This is a genomic window from Angustibacter sp. McL0619 (assembly GCF_049994355.1).
Lineage (GTDB): Bacteria > Actinomycetota > Actinomycetes > Actinomycetales > Angustibacteraceae > Angustibacter.
Map to the genome: position 1 here is coordinate 1336291 of NZ_CP188257.1, position 15631 is coordinate 1351921.

Annotated in this window: 13 protein-coding genes and 2 pseudogenes; 4 read left to right on the forward strand and 11 right to left on the reverse strand. The window is 69.4% G+C overall.

What is annotated here, in order from left to right; translation table 11 throughout:
- Positions 1-9: 9 nt before the first annotated feature.
- The 4 genes and pseudogenes from ACPPVT_RS05935 to ACPPVT_RS05950 all read right to left on the reverse strand — a co-directional run bounded on the left by ACPPVT_RS05935 (position 10) and on the right by ACPPVT_RS05950 (position 3774).
- Positions 10-954, reverse strand: a complete 945-nt coding sequence (locus ACPPVT_RS05935; protein ID WP_426567067.1) for a S1C family serine protease — start codon at positions 952-954, stop codon at positions 10-12.
- A gap of 121 nt (positions 955-1075) precedes the next feature.
- The gene (locus tag ACPPVT_RS05940; protein WP_426566101.1) at positions 1076-1675 is read right to left on the reverse strand and encodes a DUF6069 family protein; all 600 of its coding nucleotides are present in this window, start codon (positions 1673-1675) and stop codon (positions 1076-1078) included.
- A 71-nt stretch (positions 1676-1746) separates the two neighbouring features.
- A pseudogene (locus tag ACPPVT_RS05945) lies at positions 1747-2746 on the reverse strand (RNA polymerase subunit sigma-70).
- A 71-nt stretch (positions 2747-2817) separates the two neighbouring features.
- Entirely contained in the window at positions 2818-3774 is a 957-nt protein-coding gene (locus ACPPVT_RS05950) for an NAD(P)-dependent alcohol dehydrogenase (protein WP_426566102.1), read from the reverse strand.
- Positions 3775-3835: 61 nt separating this feature from the next.
- On the opposite strand from ACPPVT_RS05950, the gene arr reads away from it, so the two are divergent.
- The gene (gene arr, locus ACPPVT_RS05955; protein ID WP_426566103.1) at positions 3836-4270 is read left to right on the forward strand and encodes an NAD(+)--rifampin ADP-ribosyltransferase; all 435 of its coding nucleotides are present in this window, start codon (positions 3836-3838) and stop codon (positions 4268-4270) included.
- A gap of 40 nt (positions 4271-4310) precedes the next feature.
- Here arr and ACPPVT_RS05960 read toward each other — a convergent pair whose 3' ends face one another.
- From ACPPVT_RS05960 to ACPPVT_RS05970, 3 genes and pseudogenes are all read right to left on the reverse strand, one after another.
- Complete coding sequence (locus tag ACPPVT_RS05960) at positions 4311-5069, reverse strand: SDR family NAD(P)-dependent oxidoreductase (RefSeq protein ID WP_426566104.1); 759 nt, start codon at positions 5067-5069, stop codon at positions 4311-4313.
- 36 nt (positions 5070-5105) lie between these two features.
- Positions 5106-6113, reverse strand: coding sequence for an acetamidase/formamidase family protein (locus tag ACPPVT_RS05965; protein ID WP_426566105.1), 1008 nt, complete (start codon positions 6111-6113; stop codon positions 5106-5108).
- A gap of 13 nt (positions 6114-6126) precedes the next feature.
- Positions 6127-7340, reverse strand: a pseudogene (locus tag ACPPVT_RS05970) (alpha-hydroxy acid oxidase).
- 69 nt (positions 7341-7409) lie between these two features.
- Between ACPPVT_RS05970 and ACPPVT_RS05975 the strand changes: the two are divergent.
- The gene (locus tag ACPPVT_RS05975) at positions 7410-8396 is read left to right on the forward strand and encodes a TolB family protein (protein WP_426566106.1); all 987 of its coding nucleotides are present in this window, start codon (positions 7410-7412) and stop codon (positions 8394-8396) included.
- Positions 8397-8402: 6 nt separating this feature from the next.
- On the opposite strand, the gene ACPPVT_RS05980 is transcribed toward ACPPVT_RS05975, so the two are convergent.
- Positions 8403-11519, reverse strand: a complete 3117-nt coding sequence (locus ACPPVT_RS05980) for an alkaline phosphatase family protein (protein ID WP_426566107.1) — start codon at positions 11517-11519, stop codon at positions 8403-8405.
- Between the two features lie 205 nt (positions 11520-11724).
- Positions 11725-12510: an SDR family NAD(P)-dependent oxidoreductase gene (locus ACPPVT_RS05985; RefSeq protein ID WP_426566108.1), complete on the reverse strand. Its 786-nt coding sequence runs from the start codon at positions 12508-12510 to the stop codon at positions 11725-11727.
- A gap of 165 nt (positions 12511-12675) precedes the next feature.
- Here ACPPVT_RS05985 and ACPPVT_RS05990 point away from each other — a divergent pair, with 165 nt between their 5' ends.
- Complete coding sequence (locus ACPPVT_RS05990; protein ID WP_426566109.1) at positions 12676-13698, forward strand: sigma-70 family RNA polymerase sigma factor; 1023 nt, start codon at positions 12676-12678, stop codon at positions 13696-13698.
- On the opposite strand, the gene ACPPVT_RS05995 is transcribed toward ACPPVT_RS05990, so the two are convergent.
- Positions 13688-14080 carry a hypothetical protein gene (locus ACPPVT_RS05995; protein WP_426566110.1) on the reverse strand — a complete coding sequence of 131 codons (393 nt, stop codon included), beginning with the start codon at positions 14078-14080 and terminating at the stop codon, positions 13688-13690. The two genes, ACPPVT_RS05990 and ACPPVT_RS05995, sit on opposite strands and share 11 nt — an antisense overlap.
- A 138-nt stretch (positions 14081-14218) precedes the next feature.
- Between ACPPVT_RS05995 and ACPPVT_RS06000 the strand changes: the two genes are divergently transcribed.
- Positions 14219-14629, forward strand: a complete 411-nt coding sequence (locus ACPPVT_RS06000) for a YccF domain-containing protein (protein ID WP_426566111.1) — start codon at positions 14219-14221, stop codon at positions 14627-14629.
- Between the two features lie 22 nt (positions 14630-14651).
- On the opposite strand, the gene ACPPVT_RS06005 is transcribed toward ACPPVT_RS06000, so the two are convergent.
- On the reverse strand, positions 14652-15608 hold the full coding sequence (locus ACPPVT_RS06005) for a helix-turn-helix transcriptional regulator (RefSeq protein ID WP_426566112.1): 957 nt from the start codon (positions 15606-15608) through the stop codon (positions 14652-14654).
- Positions 15609-15631 lie beyond the last annotated feature (23 nt).

Here is a 15631-nt window from a genome sequence, read left to right on the forward strand (position 1 = left end):
GAGCTGCACCTATTCGGGCAGCTCGCCGGGCAGGGCGACAACGTCAACAAGCGCGCCGTTGCGCAATACGGTGATCTCCAGCCGCCGGCCCACCGCATCGCCGAGCAGTCGTCGCTGCAGTGACTGAGCGTCACCAAGCGCGACGCCGTCCATCGCCAGGACGAGATCCCCGGCTCGAATGCCGCTCCTAGCAGCAGGACCGCCCTCCACCACTTCAACAACGCGGAGAGCCTGACGCTGTCCGAATCGCTCGGCCTGGACGGGCGTCAGCGGTGCGGGTGCGCTGACCAGGCCAAGGTAGGCACGTCGCACACGGCCGTCGTGCATCAGGGCGTAGATGATCTGGTGCGTGGTGCGGTTGATGGGAACCGCCAGCCCGAGCCCGACCCCGGCGACGGCCGTGTTGATCCCGACGACGCGGCCGTGGCTGTCAGCCAACGCGCCCCCCGAGTTGCCGGGGTTGAGAGCGGCATCGGTCTGGATCACGTCTTCGATCAGGCGGGCGGCGGTCCGCGTGCGCGCGGGCATGCTGCGCCCGAGGCCGCTGACCACGCCCGCCGTCACCGTGCCCGACAGCCCCAACGGGTTTCCGACGGCCACCACCAGCGATCCGACGAGCAACGAGTCCGCGTTGCCGTACTCGGGCGGGGACGGTATCTCGCGGTCGGCTCGGATGATGGCGAGGTCCGACAGCGGATCCCGACCGAGCACGCGGAACTGGGCCGTAGTGCCATCGCTGAACTCGGCCTTGCCGCCGTCGGCGTCGCCGACGACGTGGGCGTTGGTGATCAGGTGCGACTCCGCCGTCAGGACGACACCAGATCCCGCGGACTCGCCCCGACCCGACCGCATCCGGAGCGCCGCGACCCGTGGCGTCAGGTTCGCAGCGACGGAAGTGACGATCGAGGAATAGGCGTCAAGCGCCCCGTCCTCCGGGGCCGGGTCCGTACTCACACAGGTGGGAACGAAATACCGAGGCGTGAGGATTCCGCTGTTCTCGGTCAGCGAACGACGCCCCTGGGCGTGGGTCGGCGGCCGACGGTGCCGCCACACTCGCCGCTCTTCGCGAGTGCCGTCACGATCGAGCCCTTCTTGTTGGCAATCGCCACACGCGACGCAGCACCTTGTACGTGGTCGTCCGGCTCTCGGCCCCCTCACCGGGAACAGGGGGACGCGATGCTGCGGTGGCCCTGCTCGCGGTGGCGATGGGGATGCAGCGCCAGTCGGTCCGGCTGCGTAGGCTCCGCGCCAGGGTGGGGATCATCACTGTCGCAGCGACGAGGTGTAGCCCGATCAGGGCGATCGTGGTGGCGGTGTTCGCCCCGGAGAGTAGGGGCGCGGCCAGCGAGATCGCGGTCAGCGCCACTGCCGCCCAGACGAAGCTCTCGGCGGGGCGAGCGCTCCACCGAAGGAGTGCGACGGCAATGACGACACCCACCACCGAGAAGAGGCCGGTTACCACGGCGAAGCCGGGCAACGGGATCGTCTCGCCACCTTCGGGGACCTCGAAGTCGACGCCAACGGCCTGGGCAAGTGCAGCGGTGAGGGTGGTGGCCGCCATCGCTGCGAGGGTGGCAAGGGAGCCGGTGACGAGGAGCCTGCGGGTTCGGTGGGAGTGGCTGGTCTGGGCCGACGCCGGGCCTGCGTCGACCCCGGTGTCGTTCACGCTGTTCATGTCGCTCCTCCATCGTTGGGAAGCCAGGAGAACGGGGATGAGTTGACTGGCGGACTACGTCACGGCCTGGACTACTCGGTGCCGTCCGCGGGCAGGCGCTGCGGGAGGCCGAGCCGCGGGAACTGGTCGGCGTGGAACGTGATGATCTCGGTGATCGCCCCGCCTGTGACGCGCAGGACGTCGATCGTCAGCGGCAGGTAGGCGCGCTCCCGCTCCCGCCACTGGTAGAACGCGGCGGCGGGCTGCCGGTTCACGAAGGTGGGGACGGCGCGCAGGTTCTTCATGTCCTCGAAGCCGCTCTCGACCCAGTCCTTCACGACCGTGTCGCGGCCGACGTACAGGCCCGGCGTGGGCGGCCGCGATGCTGCGGACGTCGTCGCGCAGCATCGCGGCCAGTCCGTCGATGTCGGTGGCCACGGCGGCGTCGATGTAGCGGCGCACCAGCTGGCGCGTCCCGACGTCCTCCTGGCCGCCGGTCCAGTCCTGCCGTTCGGCGGGCAGGTGCGCCCGCATGCCGGCCCGGGCCCGCTGCAGCGCGCTGTTCACCGAGTTGACGGAGTCCCCGAGGAGCTCCGCGACGTCCTTGGCCGGCCAGCCGAGCACGTCCCGCAGGATCAGCACGGCCCGTGGGCGCGGCGCGAGGTGCTGGACGGCGACCAGGTAGGCCAGTTCGATCGTCTCCCGCGCGAGGGCGACGGCCTCCGGCTCGTCCGCGTCGCCCGCGGCCAGCTCGTCGAGCAGCCGGTCCGGGTAGGGCTGCAGCCACAGCACCTCGCCGCCGGCCGCGGGCTCGGGGCGGCGCTTGGCGAGCAGGTCCAGGCAGGCGTTGGTGGCGATCCGATACAGCCAGGCCCGGAACGTGGAGCGCCCCTGGAAGGTCTCTCGCCGCCGCCAGGCACGCAGGAACGTCTCCTGCACGGTGTCCTCGGCGTCCTCGAACGACCCGAGCATCCGGTAGCAGTGCACGTGCAGCTCCCGCCGGTGCCGCTGCGCCAGCCGCGAGAACGCCGGCTCGTCGACCACGCCCAGATCGCTCACGCCCAGCTCCTCCAGCCGCGTTTCCGCAGTCATCACGTCATCCTTCCGCGTCGTCGTGTCCCGTCGTACGTGTGACGGGTACGGGCGCGACAACTCATCACCGCTCAGGATGGAAGGACTACCACCTTGCCTAGGGCGAGTCCCTCGCCGACGTGCGCCAGCGCCGCCGGCACCTGGTCGAGCGAAAACGTGCGATCCACGGAGATCTTCACGGTCCCGCTGGCGCACAGGTCACTAAGTGGCGTGAAGTGGTCCGGGCCCTCCTTCACGGCGAGCACCCCGATGGAGCGGCCGCTGGCCACGCCGAGCAACGCGCCAACAGTGAGTACTCGCAGCATCGTGCCGACCGAACCGCCCACACAGCGATACCGTCCGCGGCGGGCCAGCGCGCGCCGGTAGGCGTAGACCGACCGGTGCGCGACCAGGTCCAGGACCAGGTCGTAGCGCTGGGGAGTTCGCGTGAAGTCGTCCCTGGTGTAGTCGAGCACCTGGTCTGCCCCAAGAGAGAGCATGAAGTCCAGCTTCCCGGCGTTGTCGACCCCGGTGACATGGGCGCCGGCTTGCTTCGCAAGCTGGATGGCGAATGCCCCGGAGCCGCCGCCGGCGCCGTTGATTAGCACGTGGTCACCTGCTTTGGCCCACCGTGATCCCTGCAGTGCGATCGCGCCCGCCTGCGGAATCGACGAAGCCTCCGCGAACGACAGCTCGGACGGCTTGAGCGCCAGCGCCGACTCCGGGACCACGGCATACTCCGCGAAGCCGCCTTTGATGGCGAGGTTGTCGCCGTACACCTCGTCGCCGACTCGGAACCGGGTCACTCCGTTCCCGACGTCGTCGACCACGCCGGCGATGTCCGACCCGAGCGTCCGACGCGCGGGCGACCGCAGGCCACCGATCCGCGCGTATGCCGGGGACCCGCGCAGGCACTCCCAGTCGCTGAGGTTCACCGAGGTCGCCGCGACCCTGATCAGCACCTGACCCGCCGCGGGGGATGGCGTCGGCACGTCCTCGACCCGTAGCACTTCGGGGCCGCCGTACCGGTCGTAGACAACTGCCTTCACGCGCACCCCACTTCACCGCTGGTCGATTTCGCAACGTAGCAGTGACTACTACCGTCGTCCCATGAGTGCGACGAGCGAGCCTGTGCCTTTCGAGGTCTTCGAACCCGGGGTGTACTTGCACGGCACGAAGGCGGACGTTGCCGTTGGCGAGATGCTGGTGCCAGGCCGCGAGTCGAACTTCGAGAGCGGTCGGGTGATGAACTACATCTACGTCACGCAAACCCTCGACGCCGCGGTCTGGGGCGCCGAGCTCGCCGCGGGTGAGGGTCGCGGGCGGGTCTACATCGTCGAGCCGACGGGAGAGCTCGAGGACGACCCCAACGTCACTGACAAGCGGTTCCCTGGCAATCCCACGCAGTCGTTCCGCAGTCGCCAGCCGGTGCGCGTCGTGGCAGAGCTGGTCGACTGGGTCGGTCACTCGCCAGAGAAGCTTCAGGCCATGCGCGACGGTCTCGATGCGTTGAAGCGGCAGGGCAGGGCTGCGATCGAGGACTGAGCCGGCAGGTGCTGGCTTGTGATCTCTGCGAGGGCATTGGCTACAGCTGGATCCCGCGGGTGAGCGCGCCATCGACGACGAGGTTGGTGCCGCTGATCCGGCGGGACACGGGACTCGCGAGGAAGACGACCGGCCCGGCGATCTCTTCCGGGGTTCCCATGTGACCAGTCGGGTTGAGTCCGACGGCCATCTCGTACAGCTCGGGGTTGCCGGTCTCGATGCTCTGCCAGACGCCACCCTCGAAATAGGTGTTGCCCGGCGAGACGGTGTTGGCGCGGATGCCCTTCTCGGCCAGCTGCATCGCCAGACCGTTGATGTAGCCGATGATGGCTGTCTTCGCGGTGCCGTACGGCCCTGAGGCGAAGTCCGACTCACGTCCGGACACGCTGGAGATGGCGATGATCGCGGCGGAGCTGCTGCGCTCGAGGTGCGGCATCGCGGCGCGGACCAACCGGACGGTGTGCATCAGGTCGACATTCAGGCTGGCCTGCCAGTTCTCCTCGGTGTCCGGGATGGCAAGGGCACTGACGTTGGCGACGACGACGTCGAGCCCACCGAATGCCTGCGCAGAGTCCTCGACCCAGGTGGTCAGGGCGTCCTCGTCACCCACGTCGACCACGCTCCCGGTGACGCTGCCGACATCTTTCAGGGCGTCCCGCGTCGCCGCTACCTCGTCGGCGCTGCGCGCGCAGAAGCCGACGGTGGCCCCCTCGTCGAGGAACGCCTCGACGATGGCTCTGCCGATCCCCCGGGTGCCACCGGTGACGAGGACGCGAGTGCCGTTGAGCTGCAGATCCATGACTGGCCTTTCAGGTGCGGGCCGGAGCTCCGGTGTTCAGCTGGACCCAAGGGACCGGGCCCGGGCTCGGAGCTCGGCGTGGATGCCATCGAAGGCGTCCGCCGGTGGGAGGAGTGCCTTCTGCACCTTCACGACGACGCTGTAGTTGGCGTCGACGACGTTCGCGATGGGGACCTGGGCGACCTGCGAGCACAGCTGGTAGGCGTCCATCGTGTGCAGCCCGCAGAGCTCCGCCACCCAGTGCACGACCTCCGCGTTGGCTATCCGCCACGAGTCCTCGAGCGGGCGACTGGAGCCGATCGCCATCCAGTGGGTGTCGTCCTCGATCCGGGGCCAACCCGGGCCGCGTCCCTTGATCAGATCGATGATCAGCGTGGTCGTCATCGCGCCCTCGACCGCGGTGCCGCAGGCCTCGCCCTCGCCCTGGCGGTAGTGACCGTCGCCGATCGAGAACAGGGCCCCCTCGACATTGACGCCCAGGAACACCGTCGATCCGGCCCGCATCTGGGGCGTGTCCATGTTGCCGCCGAAGCGGTCGGGAACCAGCGACGAACGCACCTCCCCGCCGGACGGCGCGACCCCGACCGTGCCGAGCATCGGCTCTACGGGTAGGTCGATGCGGTGGTCGCTGTGGCGCGCGGCGAACGAGACGGTGTTGCGGTCACGATCCAGCTCGTAGATCCACGTCGTGTCGGGTAGCGGCTCCTGCAGCGTGACGACCCGGTCCGTGCTGGTCATCCCGCCGAAGAACGGGATGGCGGCCGAGGCTCCCCAGTCGCGAGCAGGCGTCAAGTCGACCAGATGAAGGACGAGGGTGTCGCCGGGCTCGGCGCCCTCGACGTAGAAGGGACCGGTCTGCGGGTTGACGAACCGCAGGTCGACCTTGGCGCTGGACAGGTCCTCGACGCTTCGCAGAACCCCGCCGAATGCATCGTCGGACCAGAGTCGAAGGGCTGTCCCCGGGACGACCCGCCTGACGGGCGCGACCCCGCCGAACGTGTACGCGTACTGGTCACGGGTCGGCGTGTACTCGACGACGTCCATCACCGCAACCTACTCAGCCGGTGCGCAGCCGTACATGGGCACGGCGGAGGTCGTCCACCCGCGTCGCGCCAAGCAGGGCCATGGTGCTCGCGACCTCGCCCTTGAGGATGTCGGCGGCCCTCTGCACGCCGGGTTCACCGCCGGCCATCAGCCCGTAGAGATAGGCCCGGCCAACCAGAGCCGCGCGAGCCCCGAAGGCCACCGCCGCGACAACGTCGCTGCCGGACAGGATGCCACCGTCGACGTACACCTCAGCCCGATCGCCCACCGCGTCGACGACACCGGGCAGCACCTCCAGCGGAGTGGGCGCTCGGTCGAGCTGGCGTCCCCCGTGGTTGGACACGACGAGCGCGTCGGCACCGGCATCGACAACCGCGACGGCGTCGGCGATCGTCTGGATACCTTTGACTACCAACGGCCCTGGCCAGGCCGACCGGATCCACGCCAGGTCGTCGAGAGTCGCGGACGGGTCGAACATCTGCGCGACCAGCTCCGCAACCGTGCCCTCGAACCGGTTGAGCGAGGCGAACTCCAGGGGCTCGGTGGTCAGCAGGTCGAACCACCACGCCGGGTGCAGTGCGCCGTCGAGGAGCGTTCGTGCCGTCAGCGCGGGCGGGATGGTCAGCCCGTTTCGTTCATCGCGCAGACGGCGACCGGGGACGGGTGTGTCGACCGTCAGCACGAGCGCCTCGTACCCGGCAGCCCGGGCGCGCTCCACCAGGCTGCGGCTGGCCTCCCGGTCGCGCCACAGGTACAGCTGGAACCACAGCCTCGCGTCCGGCACGTCGGCCGCGAGTCTGTCCACGGAGGTGGTGCCCATGGTGGACAGTGCGTAGGGGATTCCGACGCGTGCCGCCACGCGGGCGACCGCTGGCTCTCCCTGGGTGTGCATCATCCGGGTGAACCCGGTGGGGGCGAAGACGAGCGGCGCCGTCGATGTCCGCCCGAGGATCGTCGTCGAGGTGTCCACGACGAGACGTCGCGCAGCACCTGGGGGACGAACTCGACGCGGGCGTAGGACTCCCGGGAGCGGCGCAAGCTGATCTCGTCCCCCGCGGCCCCGTCCGTGTAGTCGAACACAGTCCGAGGTGCCCGACGTCGAGCCAGCACCCGCAGGTCGCGGATCGACGCGGCGCGCGTCAGTCGTCCCTCGGTGCGGGCCATCCCCGGGCGCGGACGGAGCAGGGGCGTCAGCTGCGACCATCGCGGCCAGCTTCGGTCGGTCATCTTCGTGTTGTACACCTGCACCCGTCGGCCGCGTAGGCGCAGGAAGCTCGCCGGCGGCACACTCACAGCATGAGGAGGCGCTGGTCGCGGCTCGCTTCAGGACCGGTGGCGTTGGTCGCCGCGAGCCTGCTGCTTCCCGGCTGCGTGGGGTCGGGTGGCTCGACCAGTCAGACGGCGGGCGGTATTCCGGTCACCGTCCTGCGCGTGGACGGCGCCCGATATCCCATCGTGTACTCCCAGCCGGAGTCAGAGTCTCTGGACCTGTACCTGACGACTGTAGAAGGCGCAGCTCCAGTTCAGTTCACCCAAGGTCCTGCGGACGAGGTCATGCCCTCCTGGTCACCCGACGGTTCGCGGGTCGCGTTCGTGGTCACCAAAGACCTTGATCAGGGCCCGAGCGACATCTACGTCGTAGGGGCCGACGGGCAGGGACTTCGCCTCCTGACCCCCGGCGAGGAGTGCGCCACGAACCCGTCCTGGTCTTCCAACGGAGCGGCCATCTTGTACTTGTCCGCAGTCTGTGGCCCTGGCAATAGTGCGTCCGTGTTCGTGATGGACAGCGGGGGCGGTCGCGCGCGGCCGATCATCGCGGGACCCACGGCCTGGCCGGACTGGTCGAGCGATGGGCGAATCGTCTACGAAGGCCCCTCCGGGCCCGGGCAGTCCGCCATGTTCATCACCGACACGACAGGGAAACACCCACAAATGATCGACACGGGGCGACTGCCTTCGGGGTCCGAGATGACGTGGTCGCCCGACGGACGCCAGATCGCCTACGTAGCAGGCATGGAGCGAGGGGAGGACCCCGAGCAGTGGAACGAGGACATCTTCGTCGTGAGCGTCGACGGGCCCGGGCGCCGGATCGTGTCCACACCAGGAAACGACCACTGGCCACCCGCGTGGTCGCCAGATGGCAGGCAGCTGCTCTACACGGCGGACGGACCCGGGAACGCCTCGCGGATCGGAAACCTCACTCTTGTCGACCTACAAACTCGACGCTTGCGGCCCTTGTTCAGGCTGCCCTGTCAGTGTTTCTTCCCCGACTGGCGGCGCTGACCAGACCTAGGGCGTCGGCGTCCACGCCGCCCAGTCGCCGCCGGGCGAGGTCTGCCCGACCGAGAACAGGTCATGGTTGCCATCGACCACCCAGAGCTGCACCCGACCGTCGTTCTGCTGAGCCGCCGCCACCGAGACCAACCCCGAGGGTGACGACCCGTTCCACACGCCCGACCACGACGACCACGAACCGCCGGGGGACTCCTGGTAGGCCGAGCGCAGCTGTCCCTGCTCGTCGACACCCCACAGCTGGGCACCGCGCGAACCGCCCTGCTGGGACGCCGCAACCGTGACCAGCTTCGGCGCACCGTTCCAGCCCGCCGGCGTCCACCCCACCCAGTCGCCGCCGGGCGAGGTCTGCCCGACCGAGAACAGGTCATGGTTGCCATCGACCACCCAGAGCTGCACGCGGCCGTCGTTCTGCTGAGCCGCCGCCACCGAGACCAATCCCGAGGGTGACGAACCGTTCCACACGCCCGACCACGTCGACCACGAACCGCCGGGGGACTCCTGGTAGGCCGAGCGCAGCTGTCCCTGCTCGTCGACACCCCACAGCTGGGCACCGCGCGAACCGCCCTGCTGGGACGCCGCAACCGTGACCAGCTTCGGCGCACCGTTCCAGCCCGCCGGCGTCCACCCCACCCAGTCGCCGCCGGGCGAGGTCTGCCAGACCGAGAACAGGTCATGGTTGCCATCGACCACCCAGAGCTGCACCCGGCCGTCGTTCTGCTGAGCCGCCGCGACCGAGACCAATCCCGAGGGTGACGACCCGTTCCACACGCCCGACCACGACGACCACGAACCGCCGGGAGACTCCTGGTAGGCCGAGCGCAGCTGTCCCTGCTCGTCGACACCCCACAGCTGGGCACCGCGCGAACCGCCCTGCTGGGACGCCGCAACCGTCACCAGCTTCGGCGCACCGTTCCACGACGCCCCCTGACCAGGTTGTTGGCCGGGTTGCCCGACCGCTGCGGGCAGCACGGTCCACCTGTCGCTCTTGATGATCACCCCGTCGGTTGAGGTGGTGAGCCACTCTCCGTTGCCCAGTCGCCAGTCGTGGGTCAGCATCTGCCCCGGGAAGCCGACGCTCATGAGCACGATCTGGTCGCCGTAGTGCAGCGTCTGGTCCTGACCGGCGACGCTCTTCTGAACCGTCCAGTGCTGTCGCGGGCCAAAGGTGCTGTCGAGGTACTCGTCGCAGTAGTAGCAGTCGTAGGAGTCGGTCCCGGCCGGGGCGTAGAGGAGGTTGAGGGACCGCAGTGGCTCCTCGCGGGACACGATCATGATCTGCGCGTTGTCTGTGACCGCGGCCGTCGGGTCCGTCGCCATGGTGACGAACGACAGAGGTGCCGGGGCGCCCTCGCCGACGGTGGGGTAGCTGGCCGCGACGCCAAGGTCCTGGGCGATCTGCATGACTGCGTCCGGCAGCACAGACCCGCCGCCGAGAAGCTTGATCGTCCGGTAGAAGCCGGTGATGTAGTCCCCGTCCTGGTTGCGCAGGTTGATCGTTTCGCCGTAGCCGACCGGGTCGCCGAGCGCCCTCGCCTTGTCCAGGAACGCCAGATCCTGCTCGTCCGTCCGGGGCTGGTCGAGAGTGAAGACGCCGTCGAACGTCGGCGCAGCCTGCGCCCGGGCGCCGAACTGCTGCTTGGCCCCCGGCTGGCCGATCCAGTCAAGAACCGTGGCCAGGACGGAGGTGTGGTCGTAGGGGTAGGCGCCGGTCGAGCGGAAGACGGTTCCCTCTTGGACGTACGGTGAAATGAGGATGGTCGGGACCCGTGCACCCAGCCGCTCGAAGTCGAAGTTGGTCGGGCTCTTGAAGACCGGCTGCGCCGCACCGCCGACCGGGGCCAGGATCTTCCCGTGCTGCAAGTCGTCGCTGATGTGGTCGAAGGTCCCGACGAACTCGTCGAAGGTGATGAGAAGGGCCGTCCTCTGCCACGCCGCACGGTTCGAGATGAGGCTCGTGTAGACGTCCTTCACGAACTGCTCGCCGACGAACAGGTTGCTCGGCGGGTGGTAGTCGTTGCCCTGCTCCGTCGTCAGCTTCTCCTGGACCGACGTCGCGTTCGTGACGTGCGCGATGGACCAGAACGGCTCGATGTAGCTGAACTTCGGAAGCGTCCCCGCCCGGGCCTGGCGGTGGAACTCGTCGACCGGATGGAAGTGGTCGGCCGCGTTCGGGATGTCCTGCTGGATCTGCGGGAACAGTCGCCAGGTGTACGACGACCCGAGGTCCCCCGTCGCGAGCTCGCGGAGGTAGACCTCGAAGGGCAGCAGGAGGGCGAGCAGCGCGGCGAGCGCGGGCGCGAGCAGCGACACCGGTGGCGGCATGGCCGCGAGGATGGGGATCAGGATCGGCAGCCCGTCGATGAGCGTGCTGATCTTCTGTGGCACGTAGCTGGTCTGCCAGAACACCTCCCAGTCGGCGCCGGCGTTGTTGAGCGCGTTGAAGACTGTCGGGGCATCGACCCGGTCGTCGCCGACCTTCATCCCGAGGAGCTTCTCCAACAGCGGCAGCTGCGGGTACGTCTGGTAGTCCTCGAGGTCACCGTTGTTGACCATCCCCATGGACGTGCCGCACATGAGGAACGCCCTGTTGGGGTTCGTCTGAGACGGCATGGACGCATACCACGCGTCGCTGACCGCGTAGTGCCGGGCGAGCTGGTTGAGCACTGGCAGCTGGGCCGGTGTGAAGGACTCGAGGCACATCTGTGCCATCGCCATGATCGTCGGCGCGTCATATCCGCGCTCCTGGAGGACGTCCACGAAGTCCTGCAGCACCCCCGTCATCGTGATCGGGTCGGTCGGGCCAGGGCTCGCCTTGTCGTAGAACTGCAGGAGGACGTGCTCGTACTCCTCCCCCGGGTCGACCTGCGGCACGGACACCCCGGAGACGCCACGGGTCGGGCTGGCGCTGAAGGTCTGTCCGCCGACCTGAGCCTGGTTGACGAACGCGGAGCCGTTCACCGACGACATCCCGCGAAAACGGTCGTTCGGATCTGCGTTCGGGATGTTCAGCGCGGGCGTCTCGCCCTTCGCGTACAGCCAGCCCAGCATGCTGTCGAACGACCGGTTCTCCAGCATGAGCACGACGACGTGCTCGATGTTCTGCATGGTCATCGACGAACCTCCAGTCGCCCGCCCGAACTTGCCGGGCGGATCGGATCCACCGTCTTCCTGACCGGTGCTCGTGCTGGGTATGGCGTCGGCCTGAGTGTTCGACTCACTCTGTGCGTTGCTGCACGTGGTCGCTCTGTCGATAGTGCCAGCGGGCGCCAGGCAATACATCACTAGATATGTGAGGCTTTCCCGGCCGACCGGCGAGCTAGTCGGCAACGGCGCCCATCGTGAGGTTGACGGTGGTCCCGGTGAAGCCGCTCGCCCTGTCGGAGGCCAGGAAGACCGCCGCGTCGGCCACCTCTGCGAGTCTCATGACCCGTCGAGGATGCGACGTACTGGCCAGGTACCCGCGGAACTGCTCGTCGTCGAGCCCCGCGGCCTTGAGCTCGCGGACGTGGTCCATCGTGGCTGTTCCCGGGATCCCGTGCGGGCGGACACTGACCACCCGGACTCCGTGCGGTGCGAGCTCGGCCGACAGGTCCCGGGTCAGCGCCTCCTTGGCGGCCATCGCCGGACCGTAGCCACCGTTCAAGGTGGTGCCGGTCCGGGCCGGGAGCGCGGTGACCGTCATGATCACCCCCGAACCGTTCGGGATCATCCGGCGCGCGGCCAGCCGCGCGGTCAGGAAGAACGTCGTCGCGTATGTCGTGATCGGCCGAGCGAGCTGCTCGGCGTCCAGCTCGAGCAGCGGCACTCCGATGACCGTCGTCTCCGGGACGCCGACGGCGTTGAACGAGACGTCGACGCGGCCGGCCCGGTCCTGCACGTACTCCAGGTGCTGGTCGATCGCCTGCTCGTCGAGCGCGTCGACGGTGGCGGCCTCAGCGGATCCTCCGGCCGCGACGATGTCCCGCGCGAGCGCTTCGACCTGCGCGCGGCTGCGCCCGGTGACGAACAGCCGAGCGCCCTCACGCGCCGCCGTGCACGCCACCGCACCGCCGATCGCCCCGCCGGCCCCGTACACCACCATGACCTTGTCCTTCAGCATCATCTGCGTGCCTCTCGTGGGATTCCGTTGGCTCCTGCTGTCTGGTGCAGACACCGGGACGTCGGCGAACTGGGCGCCGGGCGGCCGCCCAGTTCGCGGCTCGGCCGGGGTCTACCCAGCCAGGAAGTACGACAGGATGCGGAAGAGGGTGACGCGAAGGTGAGTGCGATGACTGCCGACCTGATGTCCAGGGCGCAAGCGGGGGACGGCGAGGCGTTCCGTGAGCTGACGCAGCCGCACGTGCGTGAGCTGCAGGTGCACTGCTACCGGATGCTCGGTTCTTTCCAGGATGCCCAGGACGCCCTGCAGGACACGCTGCTCAGCGCCTGGCAGGGCATCGCGCGGTTCGAGGGCCGTGCATCGCTGCGGACCTGGCTCTACCGGATCGCGACCAACCGCTGCCTCAACGTCCGTCGCTCGGCCGCCCGCCGCCCCCCGCAGGACTGGAACGTCCCCGGGGTCGAGCGCCTGGAGCCCACCCGGCTCGGTGAGGTGGTCTGGCTCGAGCCGTTCCCGGACGCCCTGCTCGACGGGGCGGGCGACGTCCCGCTCGGCCCGGAGGCCCGCTACGAGCGGACCGAGTCCATCTCGCTGGCCTTCGTCACCGCGCTGCAGGTGCTTGCGCCCCGTCAGGTCGCCGTGCTCGTCCTGCGCGACGTCCTCGGGTTCCGGGCCAGCGAGGTGGCCGACATGCTGGACTCGACGGTCGAGTCGGTGAACAGCGCACTCAAGCGGGCCCGCGCCGGCCTGCAGCGAAGCCGGACGCAGGACGTCGACCACGAACCGCCGCCCGCAGCCGACTCACCGGTCGAGGCGGCCGTCGTGGCCAGGTTCGTCAGCGCGTACGAGGCGGCCGACCTGGACGCCGTGGTGGCCCTGCTGTCGGACGACGTCTTCATCTCGATGCCGCCGATGCCCCTGGAGTACGAGGGCCGCGAGCTCGTGGCCCGCTTCTGCGCCGGCATCTTCCGGGCCGGCCGCCGGTTCGACCTGGTGGCGACCCGGGCCAACGGGCAGCCGGCGTTCGGGACCTACCTGCACGCCGCCGACGGCAGCCGGCACGGTGTCGGCCTGTTCGTGATCGCCCTCGCCGGTGACCGGATCTGCGCCATGACCCGCTTCGACAACACGGTGCTCTCCTCGTTCGGGCTGCCGCGTACGCTGCCCAGCCGATGGAGGGTCAGAGGCTGACCCTGGCCACGCACACCTCGCCGCCCACCGAGTTCACCGCGCGGAACGTGAACGAGTCGGTCCCCGCGGCGTTCGGGGTGCGGCGCTCGACCTCGAACGACCCGCTGGGTGCCCGGGTGACGGACCGGCCGCTGGCCGCCACGCTGCCGTTGTGCCGCAGAACCCAGTTCCAGCTCTGGCCGACGCGGTTGCTGTCGATCTCGGCTTCGACCTCGATCCGGCCGTCGTCGGGCTTCGCCTTGATCTTCCAGTCGGTACTGCCGGTGCACGAACCACGGCGGACCACGTCGCCGTCCGATGCCTGCGCCGTTGCGGCGCCGACGACGGGAACGACGGTGGCGATCAGCAACGCAGCCACGCCGGCTGGCAGCTTCTTGGTCATCACGAGCTCCTTCGGTCGGTCTAGCCTTCGGATGCGGGCAATGTTCGCGACGGCACCGCTAAACGCGGGAAAAGCCGACCTCAAGTCCACGTCAAGGCGTCCGGGATACGCTGGCCTGCAGGCGGGAGGGGAGGCGGGATGCGCACCATCGGCAACATCCTGTGGTTCTTCCTGGCCGGCATCTGGCTGGCGATCGGCTACGCCGTCGCCGGCGTCATCTGCTTCATCCTGATCATCACCATCCCGTTCGGCATCGCCAGCTTCCGGCTCGCCGGCTTCGTGCTGTGGCCCTTCGGTCGCACCGTCGTCCGCCGGCCGACGTCCGGTGCGATGAGCGCGATCGGGAACGTGATCTGGTTCGTCGTCGCCGGCGTGTGGATCGCCATCGAGCACGTTGTCGTCGGACTGCTGCTGTGCGTCACGATCATCGGCATCCCGTTCGGCATCGCCAGCTTCAAGCTGGCCGGCCTCGCGCTGTTCCCGCTCGGCAAGATGGTCGTGCCCGCCTCGTCCGTTGCCACCTCTGAGCAGCTCGTCACGATGCCCTAGCCGGGCCCGCGGGCCTCTCGCGCTAGCCCTCGCCGGCCGCCAGCAACCGTCGGCCGATCGCCCGCGCGGCCTCCTGCAGCTGCGGGCACCCCGCGATCCGGTAGGGGACTTGCAGCGCCGTGAGCTGGGTGGCGTACCAGTCAAGGTCGCTGGTGCTGCCGACCAGCCGGCACGTCTCGGGGTCGACCGGCTCGACCCGGCCGAGCGCACGGGACAGCCGCCGGCCAACGACCTCGGCAGGGCCCTCGATGACGACCTCGACCTCGTACTCCCACCCGACGGCCAGGTGCTCCTCGAGCATGGTGACCGGGTCCAGGTCGGACGGCGGGTCGAACGTGCCGGTCAACACCTCGACCGCCCGCACCCGGTCGATCCGGTACGCGCGCCGAGCGTCGGCCCGGTGGGATCGGCACAGCACGTACCAACGCCCGTGCCGGACGACGACGGTCCACGGGTCGACGTCCATGACCAAGTCGTTGCCGGCCTCGGAGCGGTAGCCGAGCCGGACCGGCCGCTGGTCGGCGCAGGCCTGCACGAGTGCGGCCGTGGTGGAGGGGTCCGGACGCGCCGCGGCACGGTCCGGCGCGGCCGCGGTGGCCCGACGTACCGCCTCGGCCTGCGCCGCCACGGCTGCGGGCAGCGCCCGGCTGATCTTGGCCAGCGCACTGCCGACCGGGTCGGTGGGGTCGCCGGCGTGGTGGTGTCCGTCGAGCACCGCCATCACCAGCCCGAGCGCCTCGGCCGAGCTGAACGTCAGTGGTGGCAGGCGCAGGCCGCGACCGACCCGGTAGCCGCCGTACGGCCCCCGTTCGGACTCGACCGGGATGCCGGCCTCGCGCAGGATGGCGACGTAGCGCCGGCTGGCTCGGTCCGAGACGCCGAGCTTGTCGGCCAACCGCTCCGCGGTGATCCCGGGATAGTCCTGCAGGAGCGTGAGGGCCATCAGTGCCCGTGCCGTCGGGCTCGCGCCGGCTGCCATCGTCTGCCTCTCGTCAGGAGCGT

Excerpts from the sequence above, each read along its gene's own strand:
- ACPPVT_RS05940 (WP_426566101.1), bottom strand. The coding sequence starts at position 1,675 with ATGAACAGCGTGAACGACACCGGGGTCGACGCAGGCCCGGCGTCGGCC.
- arr (WP_426566103.1), top strand. The coding sequence starts at position 3,836 with ATGAGTGCGACGAGCGAGCCTGTGCCTTTCGAGGTCTTCGAACCCGGG.
- ACPPVT_RS05960 (WP_426566104.1), bottom strand. The coding sequence starts at position 5,069 with ATGGATCTGCAGCTCAACGGCACTCGCGTCCTCGTCACCGGTGGCACC.
- ACPPVT_RS05965 (WP_426566105.1), bottom strand. The coding sequence starts at position 6,113 with ATGGACGTCGTCGAGTACACGCCGACCCGTGACCAGTACGCGTACACG.
- ACPPVT_RS05975 (WP_426566106.1), top strand. The coding sequence starts at position 7,410 with ATGAGGAGGCGCTGGTCGCGGCTCGCTTCAGGACCGGTGGCGTTGGTC.
- ACPPVT_RS05980 (WP_426566107.1), bottom strand. The coding sequence starts at position 11,519 with ATGACCATGCAGAACATCGAGCACGTCGTCGTGCTCATGCTGGAGAAC.
- ACPPVT_RS05985 (WP_426566108.1), bottom strand. The coding sequence starts at position 12,510 with ATGATGCTGAAGGACAAGGTCATGGTGGTGTACGGGGCCGGCGGGGCG.
- ACPPVT_RS05990 (WP_426566109.1), top strand. The coding sequence starts at position 12,676 with ATGACTGCCGACCTGATGTCCAGGGCGCAAGCGGGGGACGGCGAGGCG.
- ACPPVT_RS05995 (WP_426566110.1), bottom strand. The coding sequence starts at position 14,080 with ATGACCAAGAAGCTGCCAGCCGGCGTGGCTGCGTTGCTGATCGCCACC.
- ACPPVT_RS06000 (WP_426566111.1), top strand. The coding sequence starts at position 14,219 with ATGCGCACCATCGGCAACATCCTGTGGTTCTTCCTGGCCGGCATCTGG.
- ACPPVT_RS06005 (WP_426566112.1), bottom strand. The coding sequence starts at position 15,608 with ATGGCAGCCGGCGCGAGCCCGACGGCACGGGCACTGATGGCCCTCACG.